The organism is Parajatrophihabitans canadensis, from assembly GCF_053764775.1.
In genome coordinates, this window is the sequence record NZ_CM132445.1 from 2,550,528 (window position 1) to 2,570,181 (window position 19,654).

19 protein-coding genes are annotated in these 19,654 nt (G+C 62.4%); 6 read left to right on the forward strand and 13 right to left on the reverse strand.

Features of this window, described 5'->3' with window-relative positions:
- Positions 1–52: 52 nt before the first annotated feature.
- Positions 53–2,860 carry a DEAD/DEAH box helicase gene (locus ACSMXN_RS12400; protein WP_022911765.1) on the reverse strand — a complete coding sequence of 936 codons (2,808 nt, stop codon included), beginning with the start codon at positions 2,858–2,860 and terminating at the stop codon, positions 53–55.
- Positions 2,861–3,026: 166 nt separating this feature from the next.
- On the opposite strand from ACSMXN_RS12400, the gene ACSMXN_RS12405 reads away from it, so the two are divergent.
- Complete coding sequence (locus ACSMXN_RS12405) at positions 3,027–3,458, forward strand: CBS domain-containing protein (RefSeq protein ID WP_027139042.1); 432 nt, start codon at positions 3,027–3,029, stop codon at positions 3,456–3,458.
- 89 nt (positions 3,459–3,547) lie between these two features.
- Here ACSMXN_RS12405 and tatC read toward each other — a convergent pair whose 3' ends face one another.
- From tatC to pafA, 5 genes are all read right to left on the reverse strand, one after another.
- Positions 3,548–4,462: a twin-arginine translocase subunit TatC gene (gene tatC / locus ACSMXN_RS12410; protein ID WP_022911767.1), complete on the reverse strand. Its 915-nt coding sequence runs from the start codon at positions 4,460–4,462 to the stop codon at positions 3,548–3,550.
- Positions 4,463–4,469: 7 nt separating this feature from the next.
- A complete protein-coding gene (locus tag ACSMXN_RS12415) occupies positions 4,470–4,724 on the reverse strand; it encodes a hypothetical protein (RefSeq protein WP_022911768.1) in 255 nt (84 codons plus the stop codon).
- Between the two features lie 10 nt (positions 4,725–4,734).
- Entirely contained in the window at positions 4,735–5,682 is a 948-nt protein-coding gene (locus tag ACSMXN_RS12420) for a WYL domain-containing protein (RefSeq protein ID WP_022911769.1), read from the reverse strand.
- Positions 5,679–6,707: a helix-turn-helix transcriptional regulator gene (locus ACSMXN_RS12425; RefSeq protein WP_027139043.1), complete on the reverse strand. Its 1,029-nt coding sequence runs from the start codon at positions 6,705–6,707 to the stop codon at positions 5,679–5,681. The genes ACSMXN_RS12420 and ACSMXN_RS12425 overlap by 4 nt, the downstream gene beginning before the upstream one ends.
- Positions 6,708–6,877: 170 nt before the next feature.
- The gene (pafA, locus tag ACSMXN_RS12430; protein ID WP_022911771.1) at positions 6,878–8,236 is read right to left on the reverse strand and encodes a Pup--protein ligase; all 1,359 of its coding nucleotides are present in this window, start codon (positions 8,234–8,236) and stop codon (positions 6,878–6,880) included.
- Positions 8,237–8,701: 465 nt separating this feature from the next.
- Between pafA and ACSMXN_RS12435 the strand changes: the two genes are divergently transcribed.
- From ACSMXN_RS12435 to ACSMXN_RS12445, 3 genes are all read left to right on the forward strand, one after another.
- Positions 8,702–9,943 (forward strand): hypothetical protein, encoded by a 1,242-nt coding sequence (locus ACSMXN_RS12435; protein WP_022911772.1) that lies wholly within the window; start codon positions 8,702–8,704, stop codon positions 9,941–9,943.
- 40 nt (positions 9,944–9,983) lie between these two features.
- Positions 9,984–10,949, forward strand: coding sequence for a DUF4397 domain-containing protein (locus ACSMXN_RS12440; RefSeq protein WP_022911773.1), 966 nt, complete (start codon positions 9,984–9,986; stop codon positions 10,947–10,949).
- Positions 10,950–11,224: 275 nt separating this feature from the next.
- A complete protein-coding gene (locus ACSMXN_RS12445; RefSeq protein ID WP_196811134.1) occupies positions 11,225–11,680 on the forward strand; it encodes a class F sortase in 456 nt (151 codons plus the stop codon).
- Between the two features lie 38 nt (positions 11,681–11,718).
- Here the strand turns inward: ACSMXN_RS12445 and ACSMXN_RS12450 are convergent, their stop codons facing one another.
- Positions 11,719–12,438, reverse strand: a complete 720-nt coding sequence (locus ACSMXN_RS12450; protein ID WP_022911775.1) for a zf-HC2 domain-containing protein — start codon at positions 12,436–12,438, stop codon at positions 11,719–11,721.
- Positions 12,435–12,968 carry a sigma-70 family RNA polymerase sigma factor gene (locus ACSMXN_RS12455; protein ID WP_022911776.1) on the reverse strand — a complete coding sequence of 178 codons (534 nt, stop codon included), beginning with the start codon at positions 12,966–12,968 and terminating at the stop codon, positions 12,435–12,437. Before ACSMXN_RS12455 ends, ACSMXN_RS12450 begins: the two co-directional genes overlap by 4 nt.
- A 161-nt stretch (positions 12,969–13,129) precedes the next feature.
- On the opposite strand from ACSMXN_RS12455, the gene ACSMXN_RS12460 reads away from it, so the two are divergent.
- On the forward strand, positions 13,130–13,681 hold the full coding sequence (locus ACSMXN_RS12460; protein WP_196811135.1) for a Rieske (2Fe-2S) protein: 552 nt from the start codon (positions 13,130–13,132) through the stop codon (positions 13,679–13,681).
- 15 nt (positions 13,682–13,696) lie between these two features.
- Here ACSMXN_RS12460 and prcA read toward each other — a convergent pair whose 3' ends face one another.
- The 5 genes from prcA to arc all read right to left on the reverse strand — a co-directional run bounded on the left by prcA (position 13,697) and on the right by arc (position 19,212).
- Complete coding sequence (prcA, locus tag ACSMXN_RS12465; protein ID WP_022911778.1) at positions 13,697–14,512, reverse strand: proteasome subunit alpha; 816 nt, start codon at positions 14,510–14,512, stop codon at positions 13,697–13,699.
- Positions 14,513–14,583: 71 nt separating this feature from the next.
- Entirely contained in the window at positions 14,584–15,435 is an 852-nt protein-coding gene (prcB, locus tag ACSMXN_RS12470) for a proteasome subunit beta (RefSeq protein WP_022911779.1), read from the reverse strand.
- Positions 15,432–15,638: a ubiquitin-like protein Pup gene (locus tag ACSMXN_RS12475; RefSeq protein WP_022911780.1), complete on the reverse strand. Its 207-nt coding sequence runs from the start codon at positions 15,636–15,638 to the stop codon at positions 15,432–15,434. Before ACSMXN_RS12475 ends, prcB begins: the two co-directional genes overlap by 4 nt.
- A gap of 179 nt (positions 15,639–15,817) precedes the next feature.
- Positions 15,818–17,335, reverse strand: a complete 1,518-nt coding sequence (gene dop, locus ACSMXN_RS12480) for a depupylase/deamidase Dop (protein WP_022911781.1) — start codon at positions 17,333–17,335, stop codon at positions 15,818–15,820.
- 122 nt (positions 17,336–17,457) lie between these two features.
- Entirely contained in the window at positions 17,458–19,212 is a 1,755-nt protein-coding gene (arc, locus tag ACSMXN_RS12485) for a proteasome ATPase (RefSeq protein ID WP_022911782.1), read from the reverse strand.
- Positions 19,213–19,360: 148 nt separating this feature from the next.
- Between arc and ACSMXN_RS12490 the strand changes: the two genes are divergently transcribed.
- Positions 19,361–19,645: a ferredoxin gene (locus tag ACSMXN_RS12490; RefSeq protein ID WP_022911783.1), complete on the forward strand. Its 285-nt coding sequence runs from the start codon at positions 19,361–19,363 to the stop codon at positions 19,643–19,645.
- Positions 19,646–19,654: the final 9 nt, after the last annotated feature.

A 19,654-nucleotide genomic window follows, 5' to 3' on the forward strand; every position in this document is an offset into this window, starting at 1 on the left:
TGGTGCGCCTCCGGACCTCGACCTTGGAATCCTGAGGGCCAAGTGTCGAGGCTCAGATTTGTTGTGCGATGACACCGCGCCGTAGTGCCGCGACCGCACCGGCAGCGGTCGATCTCAGACCCGATGGCACGGCGTCGGCGCGCGAAAGCTGTTCGAGCAGATCAAGAAGCTGACGCATCCAGCGGACGAAGTCACCGGCCGGAAGAGTAGAACCGTCATCGGAAAGCGAACCCAAGACCTTGTCGAGTGAATCGCCGCGGGCCCATCGGTAGCTCGCCCACACGAAGCCGAGATCGGGTTCACGGGTAATCGGCAGGCCGTATTCGGCCTCCCGCTCACTGATCTCGCCCCACAGTCGAACGGTGTTCGTCAAGGCCTCGCGGGTAGCGCCCTGCGGCAATTTCGGTGCTGCAGGCTCATCTCGCCGTGCCTCGTACACCATCGAAGAACACACCGCGGCCAATTCAGCTGGGTTCAGTCCGGACCAAGCCCCGCTGCGCAGGCATTCGGCGATGACGAGATCAGACTCCGACCAGATCCGCGACAGTTGCCTGCCAGCCTCGGTGATCTTCTCGACTGATCCGTCCACATTCATGTAGCCGCGCTCGGTGAGCAGCGCGCAGACCTTGTCAAAGGTCCGAGAGAGCGAATGCGTTCGACTTTCCGCCTTGTGCCGAAGGGTGTCAGTCTCTCGCTTGAGTCGCAGGTAGCGTTCAGCCCAGCGGGCGTGTTCCTCACGGTCGTTACAGCCGTGGCACGGATGCGCCCGCAGCGCAGCACGCAGATCGGCCAGTACCTGATCGTCGGCCGCGCTGCTCCGAGTTCGTCGCCGGGAGCCGTGCGGCACCTCGGGCAGATGAAGGTTTCGGATTGACGATGCAAGATCGCGCCGAGCGCTCGGGTTTCGATGGTTGAAGTGTTTTGGAACCTTGACACGCCCGAGTACTTCGGCCGCGGTCGGAAAGTCGATCATGCTGACCCGACCAGCCCATTTGTCCTCGGTCAATACCAACGGTCGGGCGTCGGCGATGGGTGAGGTTCCGGGGTCGAGTACGACTGCTAGACCGGCGCGACGTCCGGCCGGTACGCGCACGACATCACCCACCGACAGCGCCTCGAGAGATTGAGCGATGGAGGCACGACGCTGGGAGGCACCTGCCTTGGCGAGTGAATTCTCTCGATCTTTGATCTGTTGACGTAGCCGAGCGTATTCGGAGAAGTCGCCTAGGTGGCAGGTCATCTTCGTCGCGAGCTCAGCCATCGCTTGTTCATTGCGAGCGACCTGTCTCGTGATGCCCACTACCGAACGGTCGGCCTGGAACTGAGCAAACGAGGATTCGAGAAGCTCCCGGGCAGTCTGATGACCAACCTGTGAAACGAGATTGATGGCCATGTTGTAGGACGGTCGGAACGACGAGCGAAGCGGGTACGTGCGTGTCGAAGCCAAGCCGCCGACCTGATCCGGATCGACCTCGGGACTCCACAACACCACAGCGTGGCCCTCGACATCGATGCCGCGGCGTCCTGCTCGACCGGTCAGTTGCGTGTATTCGCCCGCGGTCAGTTCGACGTGACCCTCGCCGTTGAACTTCACGAGCCGCTCAAGGAGCACTGTGCGCGCCGGCATATTGATGCCGAGCGCGAGCGTCTCGGTGGCGTACACCATTCGGACGAGACCACGGACGAAGAGTTCTTCAACCGCTTCTTTGAACGCCGGGATCAAACCGGCGTGGTGGGCGGCGATGCCCCGCTGAAGGCCTTCGAGCCATTCCCAGTAGCCCAATACATCGAGATCGTCCGGAGCCAGGGACGCGGTGCGCTTCTCGGCAATGGCGCGGATCTCGTCGCGTTCATCGTCCGTCGTCAGTCGTACGCCTGCGTAGATACATTGTTTGACGGCAGCATCGCAGCCTGCCCGGCTGAAGATGAAGGTGATCGCTGGTAAGAGACCTTCGCGATCCAGCCGGCTGATGACATCCGCCCGGTGCGGCGGGCGCCACCTCCCGCCGTGCTGACGGTATTTGTCGCGACCTCGACTGCCGCCCCCGGACCTACCCGAGCTTCGGTCTCTTGAGTCGTCGAAGCGCATCCGGTCCCGGATGAAGCGGCGCAATTCAGGGTCCACCGCTGCGCGCCGGCCACCGGCGCCATCTGACGCCGAACCCGAGGCATCGCCACCGGATTCGACGGCGGCGAACAGATCGAACATTCGCGTCCCGACCAACATGTGTTGCCACAGGGGTACGGGCCGTTGCTCATGCACGATGACCTTCGTGTCGCCCCGAACTTCGACGAGCCAGTCGCCGAATTCCTCGGCATTGGACACCGTTGCGGATAGGGACACCAGCCGGACGGCGGCAGGCAGGTGAATGATGACTTCTTCCCATACTGCGCCGCGGAAACGGTCGCCGAGGTAATGCACCTCGTCCATGACCACATATCCCAGGTCAGTGAGTGCGTCGCTGCCCACGTAGAGCATGTTCCGCAGTACTTCGGTGGTCATGACCACGATCGGGGCATGCGGATTGATGGCGTTGTCGCCGGTTAGAAGGCCGACCTGATCCGCGCCGTATCGATCGATCAAGTCGTTGAACTTCTGGTTGGACAGCGCCTTGATCGGGGTGGTGTAGAAACACTTCTGGCCGATAGCCAACGCCAGGTGGATCGCGAACTCGCCGACGACCGTCTTGCCGGATCCCGTCGGAGCGCAGACGAGCACCCCGTAGCCGCCCTCGAGGGCTTCGCAGGCCGCAACCTGGAAGTCATCGAGTTCGAACCCATACCCCGACCGGAAATCTGTCAGAGTCGGGAACTTCGATCGTTTGCGGGACTGCGAATAGCGTTCCGCCGGCGAGGACATAGTTCCAGCGTACGGGGCAGATATGTGCCCTTTTCAGCGCGAACGATGGCCGGCCAGGCGTGCGGGCTGGAATGGGTGGACAACTCGGCGGGCCGGCCTGCTTGCTGTGACGCAGAACACTGCTAGCGTCGAGGTTAGAAGAACGACAAGCGCGGAGGTGTTCGACATGCTCATAGCCGATCTGTTGAAGCACAAGGGATCCTCGGTCTACACGATCGCACCGGCGGAATCGATAACCGGCCTCTTGGCGGCGTTGGCCGAGCATCGCGTGGGAGCACTAGTGGTGGTCGACGGCGACGACATCGTCGGGATCATCTCCGAACGCGATGTCGTACGGAGCCTGCATCAAGGCGGCGCCGTGATCCTAGAGGCCGAGGTTTCGGAACTCATGACCTCGCCCGTCGTCAGCTGTTCGCCTGAGGACCCCATTGATCAAATCGCCGGCCTCATGACGGAACGGCGCTTCCGGCACATGCCAGTCGTGACGGACGGCAAACTGAGCGGGATCGTGACCATCGGCGACGTGGTGGCGGCGCGGATCCGACAGTTGGAGTTCGACCGCCAGCATCTCGAGCACTACATCGCGCAGGGCGCCTAGCCAACAGGCCGATCGCAGCGCCCTTTCTCAAGTACCTTTCGAGCGCCTTCTCTTGATCTGCGAACCGCAATCAGCCGCCTTTAGCTGCGTCACGGCAGGTCGTCTGACCACCGCTCGGTCTGACCGGCGTCCGGGGTATGGGAAGGAAGATTTTCCGGGATCGGGTCGACTGCCGAGGCAACATCGTCTGCTAGCTGATCCGCCTGCTCGGCAATCTGTCGCCGAGCCCGTCGGCGATCGTGGATGAAGGCAAAGAACACGGCGGCCTCGAAGAGCAACACCATCGGTACGGCCATTGCCGTCATCGTGAAGGGATCGGTGGACGGGGTCGCCACCGCCGCGAACACGAACACCCCGAAGATCCCTAACCGCTGCCCACGTTTGAGGATTGAATAGGGCAGGATTCTGACCAGGTTGAGCATGATGATGAGCAGCGGAAGTTCGAAGGACGCGCCAAAGACCACGAGCACGAGCGTGACGAAGGAAATGTATTTCGTGACGTCCAGGGCGGCCTGAGTTCCGCTGCCGGACAACGAAATCAGGGTCTCCAGTCCCTTGGCCAGCGTGAAATATGCGAGCGCCATACCCGCCGCGAAGAGCAGCGTCGAGGTGACGATGAACGTCAGGCTCCACTTTCGCTCATTACGATGCAAGCCCGGCGTCACGAAGCCCCAGATCTGAAACAGCCAGAACGGCGCGGTGATGATGGCGCCGGCGATGACAGAAACCTTCAGACGAATCGTGAAGCCGTCCAGAGGTCCGAAGAACAGCAGCGAGCAGTCTGATTGGCTGGTGGCACCGAGCCGACGCTGGTACGGAACTGCGCAGTACGGCCGTTCCAAAATATGCAGTATCGGCTCGTACAGAACCCAGCCGATGATTGCGCCAATGCCGACGATCAGCATGATGATGAAGATTCGCCGTCGCAGCTCACGAAGATGATCCAGGACCGACATCCGGCCTTCATCGTTCTTGGGCTTACTTCGCAGGCGCAGTCTCACCATGATCGAGTCAGCTCGCCGACTGCGTGGAGTGGTCGGTTCCAGCCGGACCCGACAACGACTCTGCGGACGCCTTCGTGCGGTCCGCCAAGGCGCTCAGGTCTCTGCCCAGGAGGCGCAGATCGTCAAGCAGTGATCCGAGCCGATCTCGATCTCTTTCCAACCTCCGGCTCTTCCAGCTCAGCTCATAGCCCACGAAGGCAAAGAGCACGGCTGCGAACAGAGCGGCGAAGGCCCAGGCTCCAGCGACGATCCACTCCTGCATGAAGTCGAGCCTACTGTTCGTCGTAAGCAGCGATGGCGGCCCTCGCGCTACGGCGCACGTCGTGAGCGAGCCAGTCCGGAGCGAGCACCTGAACTCCGCCCCCTGAACGGCGGACCAGTGCCGACACCCAAGCGGGGTCGGCCACCCTTAGCGAGGCACGTAACGCCTCGTCGCTCACTACAACCGATTCGCACGGGTAGTAGTCGCTGACCCACTCCCAACCTGGCCGGAGACTCAGTTCCACCAGCAGGTGCTCAGGGGCCGGACGGTAGACACCGCCGGTCACATCCTTCGGGGACACATCCGGCGGAATCACGGCTGGCTCGTCAAGAAGTTCAGCGGCCTCGAAGCGATCCAACCGAAAGATCCGCATTCCTTCGGCCCTGCGGCACCACGCCTCGAGGTAGGTGATTCCGTCGGTGACAAAAACCTGGACCGGATCGATGATCCGGTGGCTTGACTCATCCCGAGCAGCCGTGTAGTAGCGCAGCTCGACTGCCCGCTTTTCCGACACTGCCCGGTGAGCCAAATTTACCCAGCGGTCTTGCGCGGCGAGACGGATGTCTACGGCGGTCGTGTCCAAGTGCTGGCCTGCAGCGGTTTCGATCTTGGCAAGTGCCCGCTCGGCCGCGCCCCCCTGGGTAGCTCCGGCGACATCGGTGAGAGTCCGAAGGGCGACGGCGAGCGTCATGGCTTCGGTGGAGGTCAGTTTGAGCGGCCTACTCAGGCCACCGTCATAGGTCACTGAAACGGTATCTTCCTCGAACATCAGGTCGATGAGATCTTCCGGACCCGAACTACGTCCACATAGCCAAAGCATTTCCAGCTCCTTGCGGAGTTGGTCCTCACTGATGCCAAAGGTCGCGGCGGTCTCACTGATCGAGGCCACTCCACGCGAGAGAACGTATGGGACCAGAGCAAGTAGCCGAGTCAGTTTGTCTTGGGTGTCAGTGCTCACGGCTTTGCTCCGGAGGCAGATTCGAGCAGGGCTATGACGGCCTTGATCAACGCCGGTGGTTCGAGTACGAGGGCGTCGCTACCAGCAGCGGCGACCAGCGCGGACAACCAATCCGTATCCCGATACTCAATGACCAGGATCTCCTCGGCCAAGGCTGGCTCGTCGGGCATCGACGCAGCACTCGGGCGCTCAGGTGCTTGCCAGCCGTCCTCATCCGTATGGGCACCCCGGGCCAGCCTGCGTAGTTGGCCCGCGCGATTGGCCTTGACTTTGATTCGGGCGACCTCGCCCGGCTGGTGGTTGGCGCCGCGGACGAGATCAAGCATGTTCAACCCGTCGGGCCTGGTGGTCTCCGGGTCGCCGGCGACGGTCGAGACGGCACCCACAATGCGGTCCAGCCGGAAGCTGCGCACCTCGGCGCGCTTGCGGTCATGTCCGACTACGTACCAGCGCCCACGCCAGGAGAGCACGCCCCAAGGTTCGACGATTCGCTTTTCTGGCTTCTCGGCAAAGGGCTTGCGATGCGAGAACTGCACGACGCGTCGGCCTGAGACGGCCGCGACCAGGTCCGGCAGCGCGGGTTCATTGGCAGGAACGCTCGGGAGTGCGTCCAGCCCGGATGGCTCGTCGATCTCGACCCCGGCTGCTCGGAGCTTGATCAGGGCGGTCCGCGCCTCGCTCGCCAGCGATGCGGTGCTCCACAGACGCGCCGCCAGCCCGACGGCCGCCGCCTCGTCGGCGGCGAAGGTGATGGGCGGCAGCTCGAAATCCTTTCGGGCAATTCGATAACCGTCTTCATTGTCGAAGGCTGAGTTGCGGCCGGTCTCGAGCGGTATACCCAGGTCGCGTAGTTCGGCCTTGTCACGCTCGAAGCTGCGCTTGAAGGCTTCGTCAGGATTGCTGGCATCCTCAGCAACCGCATAACCCTCCACGGTGTCGCGAATGCGTTCCGCGGTGATGAACTGCCGTGTGGAAAGAAGGCAAAGGACGAGATTGACCAATCGCTGTTGCCGACGCGCTGCCATGTCAGGGAACGGTAGGCGACGATTGCTCGAGACTCGTGCACCACCCCGTCCGGGGCGGCGTACGTGATCAGGCTTCGTGTTCATGATCGGCTCACCGATTGCTCGTCGCTGGTTCTGAAGCTGGTTGGTCACTAACTGGTCTGACATTGCGTAGCTCGGCGCGAGCGCGATTACATCGACGCGATCAGCTTGTCGACACGGTCGTCAACCGAGCGAAACGGATCCTTGCACAACACCGTTCGCTGGGCCTGGTCATTTAGCTTCAAGTGAACCCAATCGACGGTGAAATCCCGCCGGGTCTCTTGGGCACGCTTGATGAATTCTCCGCGAAGTTTGGCGCGGGTGGTCTGCGGTGGGATGTTCTTGGCTTCGAACACCGCCAAGTCGGTGCTCACGCGGGTGACGGCTCCCCTGCCCTGCAACAGGTAAAAGAGACCACGATCGCGCCTGATGTCGTGATACGTGAGGTCGAGCTGAGCAATCCTAGGTGAGGACAACGGCAGGTCATACCTGTTGCGATATCTCTCGATCAGCTGATATTTCGTTGCCCAGTCGATCTCGCGATCGATCAGCGACAGATCGCCCGATTCGACGGCCTTGAGCGTGCGCCCCCAGAGATCGAGAACCTGCTCGGTGACCGGGTCGGTACCTGCGTTGTCCACGAAGGCCCGGGCCTTTTCGAAATACTCGCGTTGGATTTCGCCAGCGCTCGACATCCGGCCGTTTGCGAGTTTGATCTGGCGCGTGCCTGTGAGATCGTGACTGATCTCGCGGATGGCGCGGATGGGATTCTCCAAGGTGAGGTCCTTGAACGAGATCCCTTGTTCCATCATACGAAGGACCAAGTCTGCGCTACCGACCTTGAGCAACGTGGTCGACTCGTTCATGTTCGAATCGCCGACGATGACATGGAGTCGCCGGTACCGTTCGGCGTCTGCATGTGGCTCGTCGCGAGTATTGATTATGGGACGCGATCTCGTCGTGGCCGAGGAGACGCCCTCCCAGATGTGTTCGGCACGTTGCGACAAGCAGTACACCGCCCCGCGTGGCGTCTGCAGAACCTTGCCGGCGCCGCAGATCAGTTGCCGCGTCACCAGAAACGGGATCAGAACATCGGCCATCCGGCTGAACTCGCCATGTCTGGCGACAAGGAAATTCTCATGGCAACCGTATGAGTTGCCCGCTGAATCGGTGTTGTTCTTGAAGAGGTAGATATCGCCGGCTATTCCCTCGTCGTTGAGCCGCTTCTCTGCATCGATGAGTAGACCTTCGAGAATTCGCTCCCCGGCCTTGTCGTGGGTAACCAACGATGTCAGCGAGTCACATTCTGGCGTCGCGTACTCAGGGTGGCTGCCGACGTCGAGATAGAGCCGGGCACCATTGCGCAAGAAAACATTCGAGGACCGACCCCAGCTCACCACCCGCCGAAAGAGATAGCGCGCAACCTCATCAGGGCTGAGCCGGCGCTGACCCTCAAACGTGCAGGTCACGCCGTACTCGTTCTCGATACCGAAAATACGTCGCTGCACATCCCCAGCCTAGTCAGTGAACCGGGCAAATGGTCGCTCGTTTTGAACGGGCGACCCCGGGCGTGGTTTACAACACTCCGCGCTCGATGGACTACGGCCGGTGACACGACATTCAGTCGGTGTTAGCGATCGGGCCAATTCCTCGACAAATCGATCAGATCGGTTGCGCAGTCGGCTGAGCGCGGCTCACAGTGAAGCCGGCGCAGCCCGGTGCGGGATCCGACGGTAAAGCTCTACCGGATGGTTTCCATACCGGCCACGCCGATGAGCGTCATGGGGGGCTCTCATCATGGACACGAGCCGCACCGAAAGCGACACGTCACACGTCGTCGTGGGTAGCCGCACAAGTTCGTCTGTCCGAAGGCTTCGATGACCCCGGGGCAAGCTCGGCGGCGAACCCAGCCGAACCTCCAATCCGGTCCACCTCAGGAAGTCTCGCCCGATAGGGCTGCGCCTTCTGTAACTGTGCACGCTTCGTCGACGCCAGGAAACGGCGACGGTGGCTTGCCTGCTGAGGATCGAGCGGGCAAGCTACCGACTGATCCCGCGGATATCGCCGATCTTCTCGAAGCGCTCGATCTGCTTGCCGCTCTCACCGGGCCGATCCACGGGGAAGCCCCTGCCGAGGGTCGCGAGACTGTCGCAGCTAGTGCAGCAGCCGAAGATGGGGACGCTGCCGAGGTCGGCGACGCCTCAGAGGACGAGCTGTCCAATGATCCGTCGGCCCCCTACGATGTCGGATTCACCGATGAGAACCGAACTGACGTCGCCGATGAGAAGGAGGACGCCGAGCCCGACGCGATTGGTATCGCGCGTTCGCCCACAACGTCGGTGAGGGAAACTGCGGCGACTCAGGAGGCAGACGACAGCGAGTTCGACGACCCGCCAGTCTTGTCGCGACTGCTCGTCGGCGTTACCGCAACGCTCGTGGTGGCCGGACTCGTGGTTGCGGGTATTTGGCTGGTACATAACCCCCATCGGTCACCGCACTCCCAGGCCAGTGGTACGCGGACACTGACTCGGCTGAACCTGCAGGCCGAGAACTGGGTGGTGACGAATGTGCCAACGAACGTGCCAGTCCTGGCCGACATGGACGTCAGCCTCAGTCTGGTCGCCAACAACATAAACGCTCAATTTGCAACGCCGCCGCAAGGCTGCTCGGCGAAGTTCCAGTACGTCGTCTCTACACCTGCGTTGCGTGCCAGGGCGGGATCGGACAGCGCCGCCCGTGACTGTCTCGAGCATTCAACCGCAGTAGTCACCTTTGGCGGCGGCGACGACGCGGTGTCGGTACAGCAGGTGATGGGTGCCGATCCCAGCGAACGCGCGACACTCGTTGCTCGGCGGCAACAAGCACAGGAAATGGCCGGTAGGGGGCTTGTCGAGAATGCGAACCTCACCTTCAGCACGGCCACCCGGAAGGCAATCCGAGCAGGCGCCCTCGATCTGCGCGCGGCCACTGCGTTGGCCGTCATTGCCGGTTCGACGCATGTTGCCGTGCTTGGTCTGACCTATGACGCAGGCGAAAAGGCTGCGGGCGCACCCATCCGTGTTTTGACCATCCGAGTTCGTGTGCCCACCTTGATCGCGACGACGATCAAGACGTTGCCCGCGTCCTATCGCCCCGCGAAGGCAGTCTCCTTCTCAGATGGCTCAACGACCTTGACCTGGGCCCCGATGCTCGTACCAACCCTGCCGACCGGATAGCTAGTTGACGCCTTTTAGCAACCCTGCAAAGGAGATTCTCGTGACCAGACTCGCGCTGCGCGGCTTCGGCGTCATTGTTGCCGCCATCGGGCTTACTGCTGTCGGCACCTGGTTCAGCGCGCCCACGGCACTCGCTGAACCGACCTCGTCTGCCATCGTTCGCGCCGCCCACTTCTCCCCGGATACGCCCGGCGTGGACATTTATCTAACCGCTTTCGCCGGCGGCAAGACGACCCTGTGGGTACCCAACGCGACCTACGGCGCGGTCAGCACCTATGAGCGGATCAACCCAGGGCTGTATGTGGTTTCAATGCGGGCGCACGGAGCTCCTGTATCGAGCCCACCGGTCGTGTCCTGGAACCTGAATGCTCAAGCAGGACAGGCCTATACGGCGGCCGCCATCGGTGCGAATGCTTCGTTGAAAACTCTCGTGCTGCGCGATGACCTGTCGACCCCGCCGGCCGGGATGGGACGGGTTCGTCTAGTGCAAGGCGCGAGCAGAGCGCCCAGGGCCAGCGTCGTTGCCGTTGGCGGACCGGTCGTCGCAGACAATGCGGCCTTCGCTACGACAACGGCATACGCCACAGTCCCAGCCGGGTCATGGTCGGTGCGCGCCCAATCCTCAGCAGCGGGAGGGCCCGCGACGTCAGCATCGCTGGATGTCGCTTCAGGAACAGTGACTTCGCTGCTCCTGCTGGACGCCCCAGGAGGAGGCATCACGTTACGTACGGTTGTCGATGCAGTAGGAGCAGCAACGACTCCCGCAGGGTCGGTACCGGCTGGCGCAGGCGGAACCGCCCTCTGGTCATCGATGCTCTCCGAAGGATCCGGCAGTTCGGTCGGCTCACCGAGCCTTGCCGCGGGTTTGTTCGCCTTGGCCGGAGCTTGCGTGTCGTTGCTCGTCGTTGCACGGCGCGATAGAAAACGGCAATTACTCGACGGGCGGGCACCTGCGCTTCACAACCGGGCCGGCCGTCATCGGCAGTATTCGGCGGGCACCCGGTAACCGTGGCTCATCGCAGCGACGCCTTCCATCAGCACATCCACCGCCGGGCAGGATGGCCGGCCTCGGCCGTGATCGCGGCTCTGTGCGCCATCAGCCTGGTAGCGACGATCGTATGGTTCAACCACGGGTCCTGGAGTCACGCGGCTACCACCTCGCCCGGGCGAACTTCATCCCTGCTGAGTTCGGCTGGTTCGCAGAGCACCGGTACGCGGCCCGAAGCTGCGAGCGGGAAGACTGGCGACGTCCACTCTGCTGCACCGCTGGGTGTTCTGCCCGTGGCTCCGATCCGTTCGAGTCCGCCATCGCGACTGACGGTTTCATCCATCGGCGTCGACACCCGCCTGCAGCGATTGGGCCTGTTGCCTGATGGCACGCTGCAACCGCCGACCGATTTTGCGGTGGCTGGTTGGTATGCGGGCGGGGTCATCCCGGGAGCAACCGGGCCGGCGGTGATCGCCGGACACGTCGACTCGGTCAGCGGGCCGGCAGTGTTCTTCCGCCTGCGCGAGCTAAAGCTGGGCGCCGAGGTGGTCGTGACAACCCAGGACGGGCAACGGCTCACGTTCGTTGTCGACTCAGTGCGTACCTATCCGAAGGCGAGCTTTCCCGCGGCCGAGGTGTACGGGCCGACACCGCTGCCAGAGCTTCGCCTCATTACTTGTACTGGAGACTTCGACTACCGGGCTCGGAGCTATCTCGACAACCTTGTCGTCTCCGCGCATCTGGTCTAACGAATGCGCGGCACTTCATCCTGCGAGATGCCGGGCCTCTAGGGTGCCACCTGTAGCAGCGGAGTGCCTTGCGCATCGACAATTTGAATCGCGCTGATTGCCTCTTCGGGCCAGCTGGTGGAGGTCGAGAGCTCGATATCCCCACCCGGCATCCAGCCGCCTCGATCCTGCTGCACACCCGCTTTGTTGATCACGATGAGTCGATAGCCCTCTGACTGCATTCCGGGTGCTGAGCCTGGCGATGACGTCGGGTAGGGATTGGAGCCGAGGTAGTCCCAGCATCTAACAAGCAGGTTCGTGCCGTGGTCCGCCTTCGTCACCTTCACCGTTGCCTGTACCTGTGCCCCTTCGGTGGAAAGCGCCGCGAAGGTGTACGGCGTGGGCTCGCTCGAGTGTCTGATCGCCGTAACGGCGACCACAGAAAGCAGGGTGATCACGCAGGCGGCCACGGCCGCAATTGCTGCTGTCCGCCAGCGCCGCCCACGCCGCTGTTCACGCACCTGTCGCATGAGACGCGGCAGCAGGGTGTCCGGCAGCGGCTCAGGGCGCCAAGCCGTCACGTCGGCCTTACGCAGCATCTGCGGCACACTGGACAGTTCTGCGACCTGCGCTTGACAGCGCGGGCAATCAGCGAGGTGCGTTTCATAGACGATGCGGTCGTCGGTGTCGAGGCTGCCGAGGACATAGAGCGCGTCGTCGAACTGGAACCTGTCGTGGTCGGGCCCAGCCGGGGTGCCGTCGATTTCTGGTCCGGTCATGACTCCACTCCGATTTCGGCAAGCGCCAGCTTGAACGCACGGAGGGCATAGTGGGTACGCGACTTCACGGTTCCTTCGGCAATGCGTAGGGTCGAGGCAGCCTCGCGGACAGTCGATCTCCGATAAAACATTTCCACCAGAACCGCGCGGTGCTCAGGTGTCAGCCGGCCCAACGCGTCGCCGATCAACTGCGACTCGACCAACTGCTCGGCGTGATCTGCCGTACTCAGCTCTGGCACGTCGGCGACAAGTCTCTCCGGACGCACGTTTCTGGCACGCCATTCATCGATCACGATCCGTCGAGCAACGGTATAGAGCCAGCTGCGCGCAGCCCGGGACTGTTCCTCTGCGAAGACCGGATTGTCGGGCTGTTTCCAAGCCCGGAAAAGGGTCTCCTGCACGACGTCCTCTGCAGCCGCACGGTCCCCGCCCGTTAGTCGGACGGCGAAGGCCCACAGGGCAGCAGCGTGCTCGTCGTGCAGCGCTTGCATGAGGTCGCGTTCGCTCGTTGGCGTGGATTGCCGATACATCTGATCCTTCCCAGTCAAATATCCCTACGGGCGCCGCAGCGGGAAGGTTCAACCGGGCGACTGGGAGTGTGTCGCCGGTCAACTGCGAAGGGCGTCGATGAACCCAATGGCGCCCACCGCCGTTGTCAAGATAACCCCGACCCCACGATCGGAGCAGCACCGTGACCGACTACGACGACAAACGCCATGACCGCTCGGGCGCCGTCACCCGCCGGACCGTTCTGGGGGTGGGGGTCGCTGGCGCAACGGTGCTTACTATGGCTGCCTGTACCCAGGCCCCGCCGCCGACGGTCGTCGCCGTGAGCTCTGGCGACGCGACGGCCGGCTCGAGTGGCTCGAACCCAACGTCGTCACCTACTGACCCGTCCTCATCGGCGGGTAGCAGGCCTTCACCACCCGCGAGCGCCAGTGCACCGGCGGGTACGGGCAAGAAAGCTCTGGCAAAACTGGCCGATATTCCAATCGGATCCGCGGTTGCAGCGAAGGGCGCCAGTAGCCAGGACATCCTCATCACCCGGACTGCAGCGACTGAGGTGGTGGCCTTTAGCGCGATCTGTCCGCATATGGGCTGTACCGTGCCGCCGAGCTTCGCGTGCCCCTGCCACGGCTCGACATTCGATCCGAAAACGGGCGCTCGGCTAGGTGGGCCAGCACCGACCGGGTTGTCGCCTGTCTCGGTTTCAGTCTCCGGCCCCGACATCGTCGCGGGGTAGCCGCAGGCGCTGCTCTCACTCCTGCCCGGAGGGCGGAGCCTGATCATCTGATGCAGGGTTCTCAGTGTCTTCTGGGACGGCGCCGCTGACCGGTTCAGCTTGCTCATGGGCGCCCGCCGCCGGTACCGGGTCGGCTGCGGGAAGCAGGCTCGCCAACGCACTCGCGGCGATTCGCCGGAACTTGCGCTTGGCGCGGGTCCGGTCGAGAACTGCGACCTCTAAGCCATCGGCGGGAATGACGCGGGGCGTGCCATTGTCCGCGCCCACGGAGCCCAGCGCCGTTACTGCCAGTGGGATGGCCTCCGCTAGCGGCAGGCCCGGACGGAACGAATCCTTGACTGCAGCCGTGACAGCATCCGCCTGGCCGCCCATCACGAGAAATTGCGGCTCGTCAACGATCGTGCCGTCGTAAGAGAGCCGGTAGAGCTGATCCTCAGCGGCAGTGGGGCCGACCTCGGCGACGCACAGTTCGACCTCGTAAGGCTTCTGCTGCTCGGTGAAGATCGAGCCGAGCGTCTGGGCATATGCGTTGGCCAAAGCACGAGCCGTCACATCGCGCCGGTCGTAGGAGTAGCCACGCAGATCGGCCAGACGGATACCGGCAACCCTGAGGTTTTCGAACTCGTTGTACTTTCCGACCGCCGCAAACCCGATACGGTCATAGATCTCCGAGACCTTGTGCAGAGCTGAGCTCGGGTTCTCGGCAACAAAGAGCACGCCGTCTGCATAGGTGAGCACGACCACGCTGCGGCCGCGGGCAATGCCCTTGCGCGCGAACTCGGAACGGTCGCGCATGATTTGCTCGGCCGAGGCATAGAACGGCATCGACATCGTGGTCTCCGATAGTCGTCGTGGGTGTTTGGGTGGGCGGGCAATCTGGGGCGGCGGGTTTCGTCGACGGGCTAGGAGCCAGTCTCGACCGAACGACGGTCGATCAGTGCGCGTACGACCGTATCCAAGGCAGGATCGGCGATTCGACGTGCGCCGTCCGCCGTGGCCGAATACACCACCGGGTAGATACGGCGGGTCAGATCCGGTCCGCCGGTTGCCGAATCGTCGTCGGCGGCGTCATAGAGAGCCTCGACCACGATCGCAACCGTCTCATCTTCGTCGAGACCAGGCCGCCACAGTTTCTTCAGCGCGCTCTTGGCGAACACGGACCCAGATCCGACCGAGTGGTAGTACTGCTCGGGGTAGCGACCGCCGGTGACGTCGTAGCTGTAGATCTTGCCAACGGCCGAGGCCGATCCGTCGCTGTTCAGATCCCCATCGAAGCCGGCAAACAGCGGAACCACGGCCAAGCCCTGCATCGCCGCGCCCAGGTTGTTTCGAATCATTGCGGCGAGCCGATTTGCCTTGCCGTCCAGCGTGAGCGACGTGCCTTCGATCTTTTCGTAGTGCTCAAGTTCGACCTGAAAGAGACGGACGATCTCGATTGCCATACCAGCCGTGCCAGCAATTCCGACGAGGGAAAAGTCGTCAGACGCAAACACCTTCTCGATGTCGCGCTGGGCGATCAAGTTCCCCATCGTCGCTCGACGGTCGCCTGCCATGATGACACCGCCGTCGAAGATGGCGGCCACGATGGTCGTACCGTGCGGGGCTGCCGGGTATTCGGCGTCGGCTCCGAATGCATTCATCCGCTTTGAGGGCAGCAGATCGGATGCCGCTGCGGAAAGAAACTCCACGAACGACGACGAGCCCGGATCGGTCGCGTAGCGAAGCAGCCCCCGAGAGTCATCGTGCCGGCTCACTGGCCACCCTTCTGAACGAAACTTCGGACGAAGTCTTCGGGGTTGGTCTCGAGCACCTCGTCAATGTCATCCAACAGCGCATCGACGTCGTCAGTCAGTTTTTCGTGTCGCTCGGCAACGTCGGACGACTGTTCCGGCGCCTCTTCAGCCTCGTCTTCGCGCTGCTTGGACGGCCTGGTCTGACCGCCTTCGTGACTGGCCATGTTCACCTCCGTTTGCACACCGTTCGGTGAGTATCCCTCGACACTAGTAGGCGCGCTTCGCGATCGCTCGCCATACCCGCAGCACAACGGCATTCGATCCGACTTGACGGGACGATCAGACTGGGCGATTCCTGCGGCGGTTGGCGCGGCGAGGTGATCTTCAGCTCAACCGGATATGTTCAGCGGCCGAGAAGTTCGGTGACAAGGGCCCCAGCGGTTTGACACCGATTCAACAGTTCCTCAACGTGGATCTTTGAGCCACGAAGGGGTTCCAGCGTCGGCACGCGGACGAGGGACTGTTGTCCGACATCGAAGATCACCGAGTCCCATGACGCCGCCGCCACCGACTCCGGATAGCGGCGTAGACACTCGCCGCGGAAGTAGGCGCGAGTGTCTTCGGGGGGCGTAGACATCGCGGTCACCGCGACCTGCGGATCGATGAGAGTGCGCATCGATCCTCGCTGAACGAGGCGGTGATACAGGCCTTTGTCCGGTCGGATGTCCGCGTACTGCAGGTCGACGGCATGCAGCCGAGCCGCAGACCACTCGAGGTTGTCCCGCTCACGGAAACCCTCTAGCAGGCGCAGTTTGGCCACCCAGTCCAACTCCCCCGCAAGTTGCATCGGGTCTTGAGCCAGTCGCTCGAGTACCGATTCCCATTCCTGCAGCACCTGGATGGTCTGGGCATCGGCGTCGGCGCCTTGGCGATCGTCGACGAACTTGCGGGCCCGATCGAGATACTCCAACTGGATCTGCACTGCAGTCATGCTTCGCCCGTCAGCAAGGCGAACCTGGTGCTTCAGACCGGGATCGTGGCTGATCGCTCTGAGCTCTCGAACCGGCTCGGCAATACGTAGATCATCGCCGAGCCATCCTCCTTCGATCATGGCCAGGACGAGTGATGTAGTACCGACTTTCAGGAAGGTCGACAGTTCGGCCAGATTCGCATCGCCGAGGATGACATGCAGACGCCGATACTTCTCCGGGTCCGCGTGCGGTTCGTCGCGAGTATTGATGATGGGTCGCTTCAGCGTGGTTTCCAGGCCGACCTCGACCTCAAAGAAATCGGCGCGCTGGCTGATCTGAAATCCGTGCTGGTGGCCGTCTTGCCCGATGCCGACGCGCCCGGCACCGCAAAATACCTGGCGGGTTACGAAGAAGGGCGTCAATTGGCTGACTATCGAGGCGAATGGCGTCTGCCGGCTCATCAGATAGTTCTCGTGAGCGCCATACGAAACGCCCTTGTTGTCAGTGTTGTTCTTGTACAACGTGATCGTGGCGCCGCTGAGTCGGGCGACCTGCTGGGCCGCGGCGGCCATCACGAGTTCGCCGGCACGGTCGAAACGGACGATGTCCAGCGGCGTGGTCACCTCAGGCGTCGAGTATTCCGGATGAGCGTGGTCGACATACAGTCGCGCACCGTTCGGTAGGACGACATTAGCCAGGCCCGCATCCTCCTCGTCTTCGAGGAACTGCTCGGCGACGTGGTTCGGACCGGACAGATCGAAGCCGCGTGCATCGCGCAGCGGCGATTCCTCCTCGAAGTCCCAACCTGGCCGCCGGCGCCGACCGCCCGGGAGCAGCGAGGCGTATCCATTGACTACCTGGGCGGAGAGCAGCATCGCATTAGCCGTCGGATTTCCGGGCACGCTTACGCCGTACTCGACTTCGGTGCCCATCACCCTCGTGACCGTCATGACTTCCAGGTTACGTGTAGTCGACCCGAGACAGCGGTCATCTAGTGACAAACCCGCATGAGCGCGGTGTGTATTCAACCAACCCGACTCGGCGAGGGCCGCGCTGGGCAGGTCTGATGGCGCTAGAGATACTGGCCCGTATTAGAGATCGTGTCGATCGCGCGGCCCGCGTCACTCCCCTTGGCACCGGAGACGAGAGTCCGGATGTACACGATCCGTTCACCCTTCTTGCCGGAGATTCGCGCCCAGTCATCTGGATTCGTCGTGTTCGGCAGGTCCTCGTTCTCACGGAACTCGTCCACGCACGCTGCGGTGAGATGTTGGACCCTTATGCCACGCTGACCGGCGGTCAGCAAGTCCTTGATGGCCATCTTCTTGGCTCGATCGACGATGTTCTGGATCATCGCGCCCGAGTTGAAGTCCTTGAAATAAAGGGTCTCTTTATCACCATTTGCGTAGGTAACTTCGAGGAATCGATTGTCTTCGCTCTCGGTGTACATCCGTTCGACCGTGTGCTGGATCATCGCATTTACGGTCGCATCCGCGGAGCCACCATGTTCGGCCAGGTCGTCCGGGTGAATCGGCAGGCTGGTCAAGATGTACTTGGCAAAAATGTCGCGAGCAGCCTCGGCGTCCGGTCGCTCGATCTTGATCTTGACGTCCAGCCGACCTGGTCGCAGGATGGCCGGGTCGATCATGTCTTCACGGTTCGAGGCTCCGATGACGATGACATTCTCGAGGCCTTCGACGCCATCGATCTCGCTGAGCAGCTGGGGCACGATGGTGTTCTCCACGTCGGACGAGACACCCGACCCACGGGTCCGGAAGATGGAGTCCATCTCGTCGAAGAACACGATGACCGGTGTGCCCTCGCTCGCCTTCTCCCGAGCTCGTTGAAAGACCAGGCGAATGTGTCGCTCGGTCTCACCGACATACTTGTTGAGCAGCTCGGGTCCTTTGATGTTGAGGAAGAAGGATCGTCCCTTCTCGTTGTCGCCGCGCACACGTGCGACTTGCTTGGCGAGCGAGTTCGCGACCGCTTTCGCAATGAGCGTCTTGCCACAGCCGGGCGGCCCGTAAAGCAGGATGCCTTTCGGCGGCCGCAGCTGGTGTTCGCGAAACAGCTCGGCATGCAGGAACGGCAGTTCGACTGCGTCGCGGATCTGTTCGATCTGACTCGCCAGGCCACCGATGTCGCTGTAATCGATGTCGGGCACCTCTTCGAGTACGAGCTCTTCGACCTCGCTCTTCGGGATGCGTTCGAATACGTATGACGAGCGAGACTCCATCAGCAGGGAGTCCCCGGAACGGATCTTCGTACCCCGGAGCTCCTCGGCCAAGTACACGACGCGCTCGTCGTCGGTGTGCCCGATGACGAGAGCGCGCTCGCCGTCCTCGAGGATCTCTTTGAGCATTACGACTTCGCCGGCCTTCTCAAAACCTCTGGCGGCAACGATGTTCATGGCCTCGTTGAGCATGACTTCTTGGCCGTGTTTGAGCGTCTCGATACCCACTTCGGGCGATACGGCGACTCGGAGTTTGCGACCCCCCGTGAAGATGTCGACGCTGTGCTCGTCGACCGCCTCGAGGAAAACGCCGTACCCCGACGGCGGTTGCGCCAGTCGATCGATCTCCTCTTTGAGAGCCACGAGTTGGTCACGCGCCTCACGCAGTGTGTCCGCTAGGCGCTCGTTTCGATCATTGAGCGAGGCGACCCGGGCTTGCGTTTCAATGAGCCGATCTTCCAAGGCACGCATCTGCCTCGGTGATTCGGCCAGGCGGGCTCGGAGTAGTTCGATCTCCTGGGCAAGCGCAGCCGCGTCCGGACGCTCCGGATCGAACTGTCCGGCCCGGTTGTAGCTCGATTCATCTGCCATCTGCGCACTCTCCCGATATCGCTCTGCACTTCGAGACCTCGGTCGATTTCACCCTACACAGGCTGCATGAAATCGCGAGGCAGATACTCTGGTGTTTACCCATCGGTTACGACGGGTCGGGACTTAACAAGCGCAGAAGGGCAATCGCTTGACCGAAAGCAGTGCGGACCTCGAGGTGTGGATCGATCAGGAAGAATGCACCGGCGACGGCCTCTGCGTGCAGTACGCGCCAGAGGTCTTCGAATTCGACGTCGACGGCCTGGCCTACGTCAAGGACGACGCCGGTGACCTCAAACTGGCTCCGGGTGTGCGAGTAAATGTGCCGGCGAACCTGAGATTGGACGTCCTCGACTCAGCGAAAGAGTGCCCAGGCAACTGCATTCACGTCGCTCGAGCGAGTGATGGCGCCCCAGTGGCGGGGCCGGACGCGTAGACCGTCCAG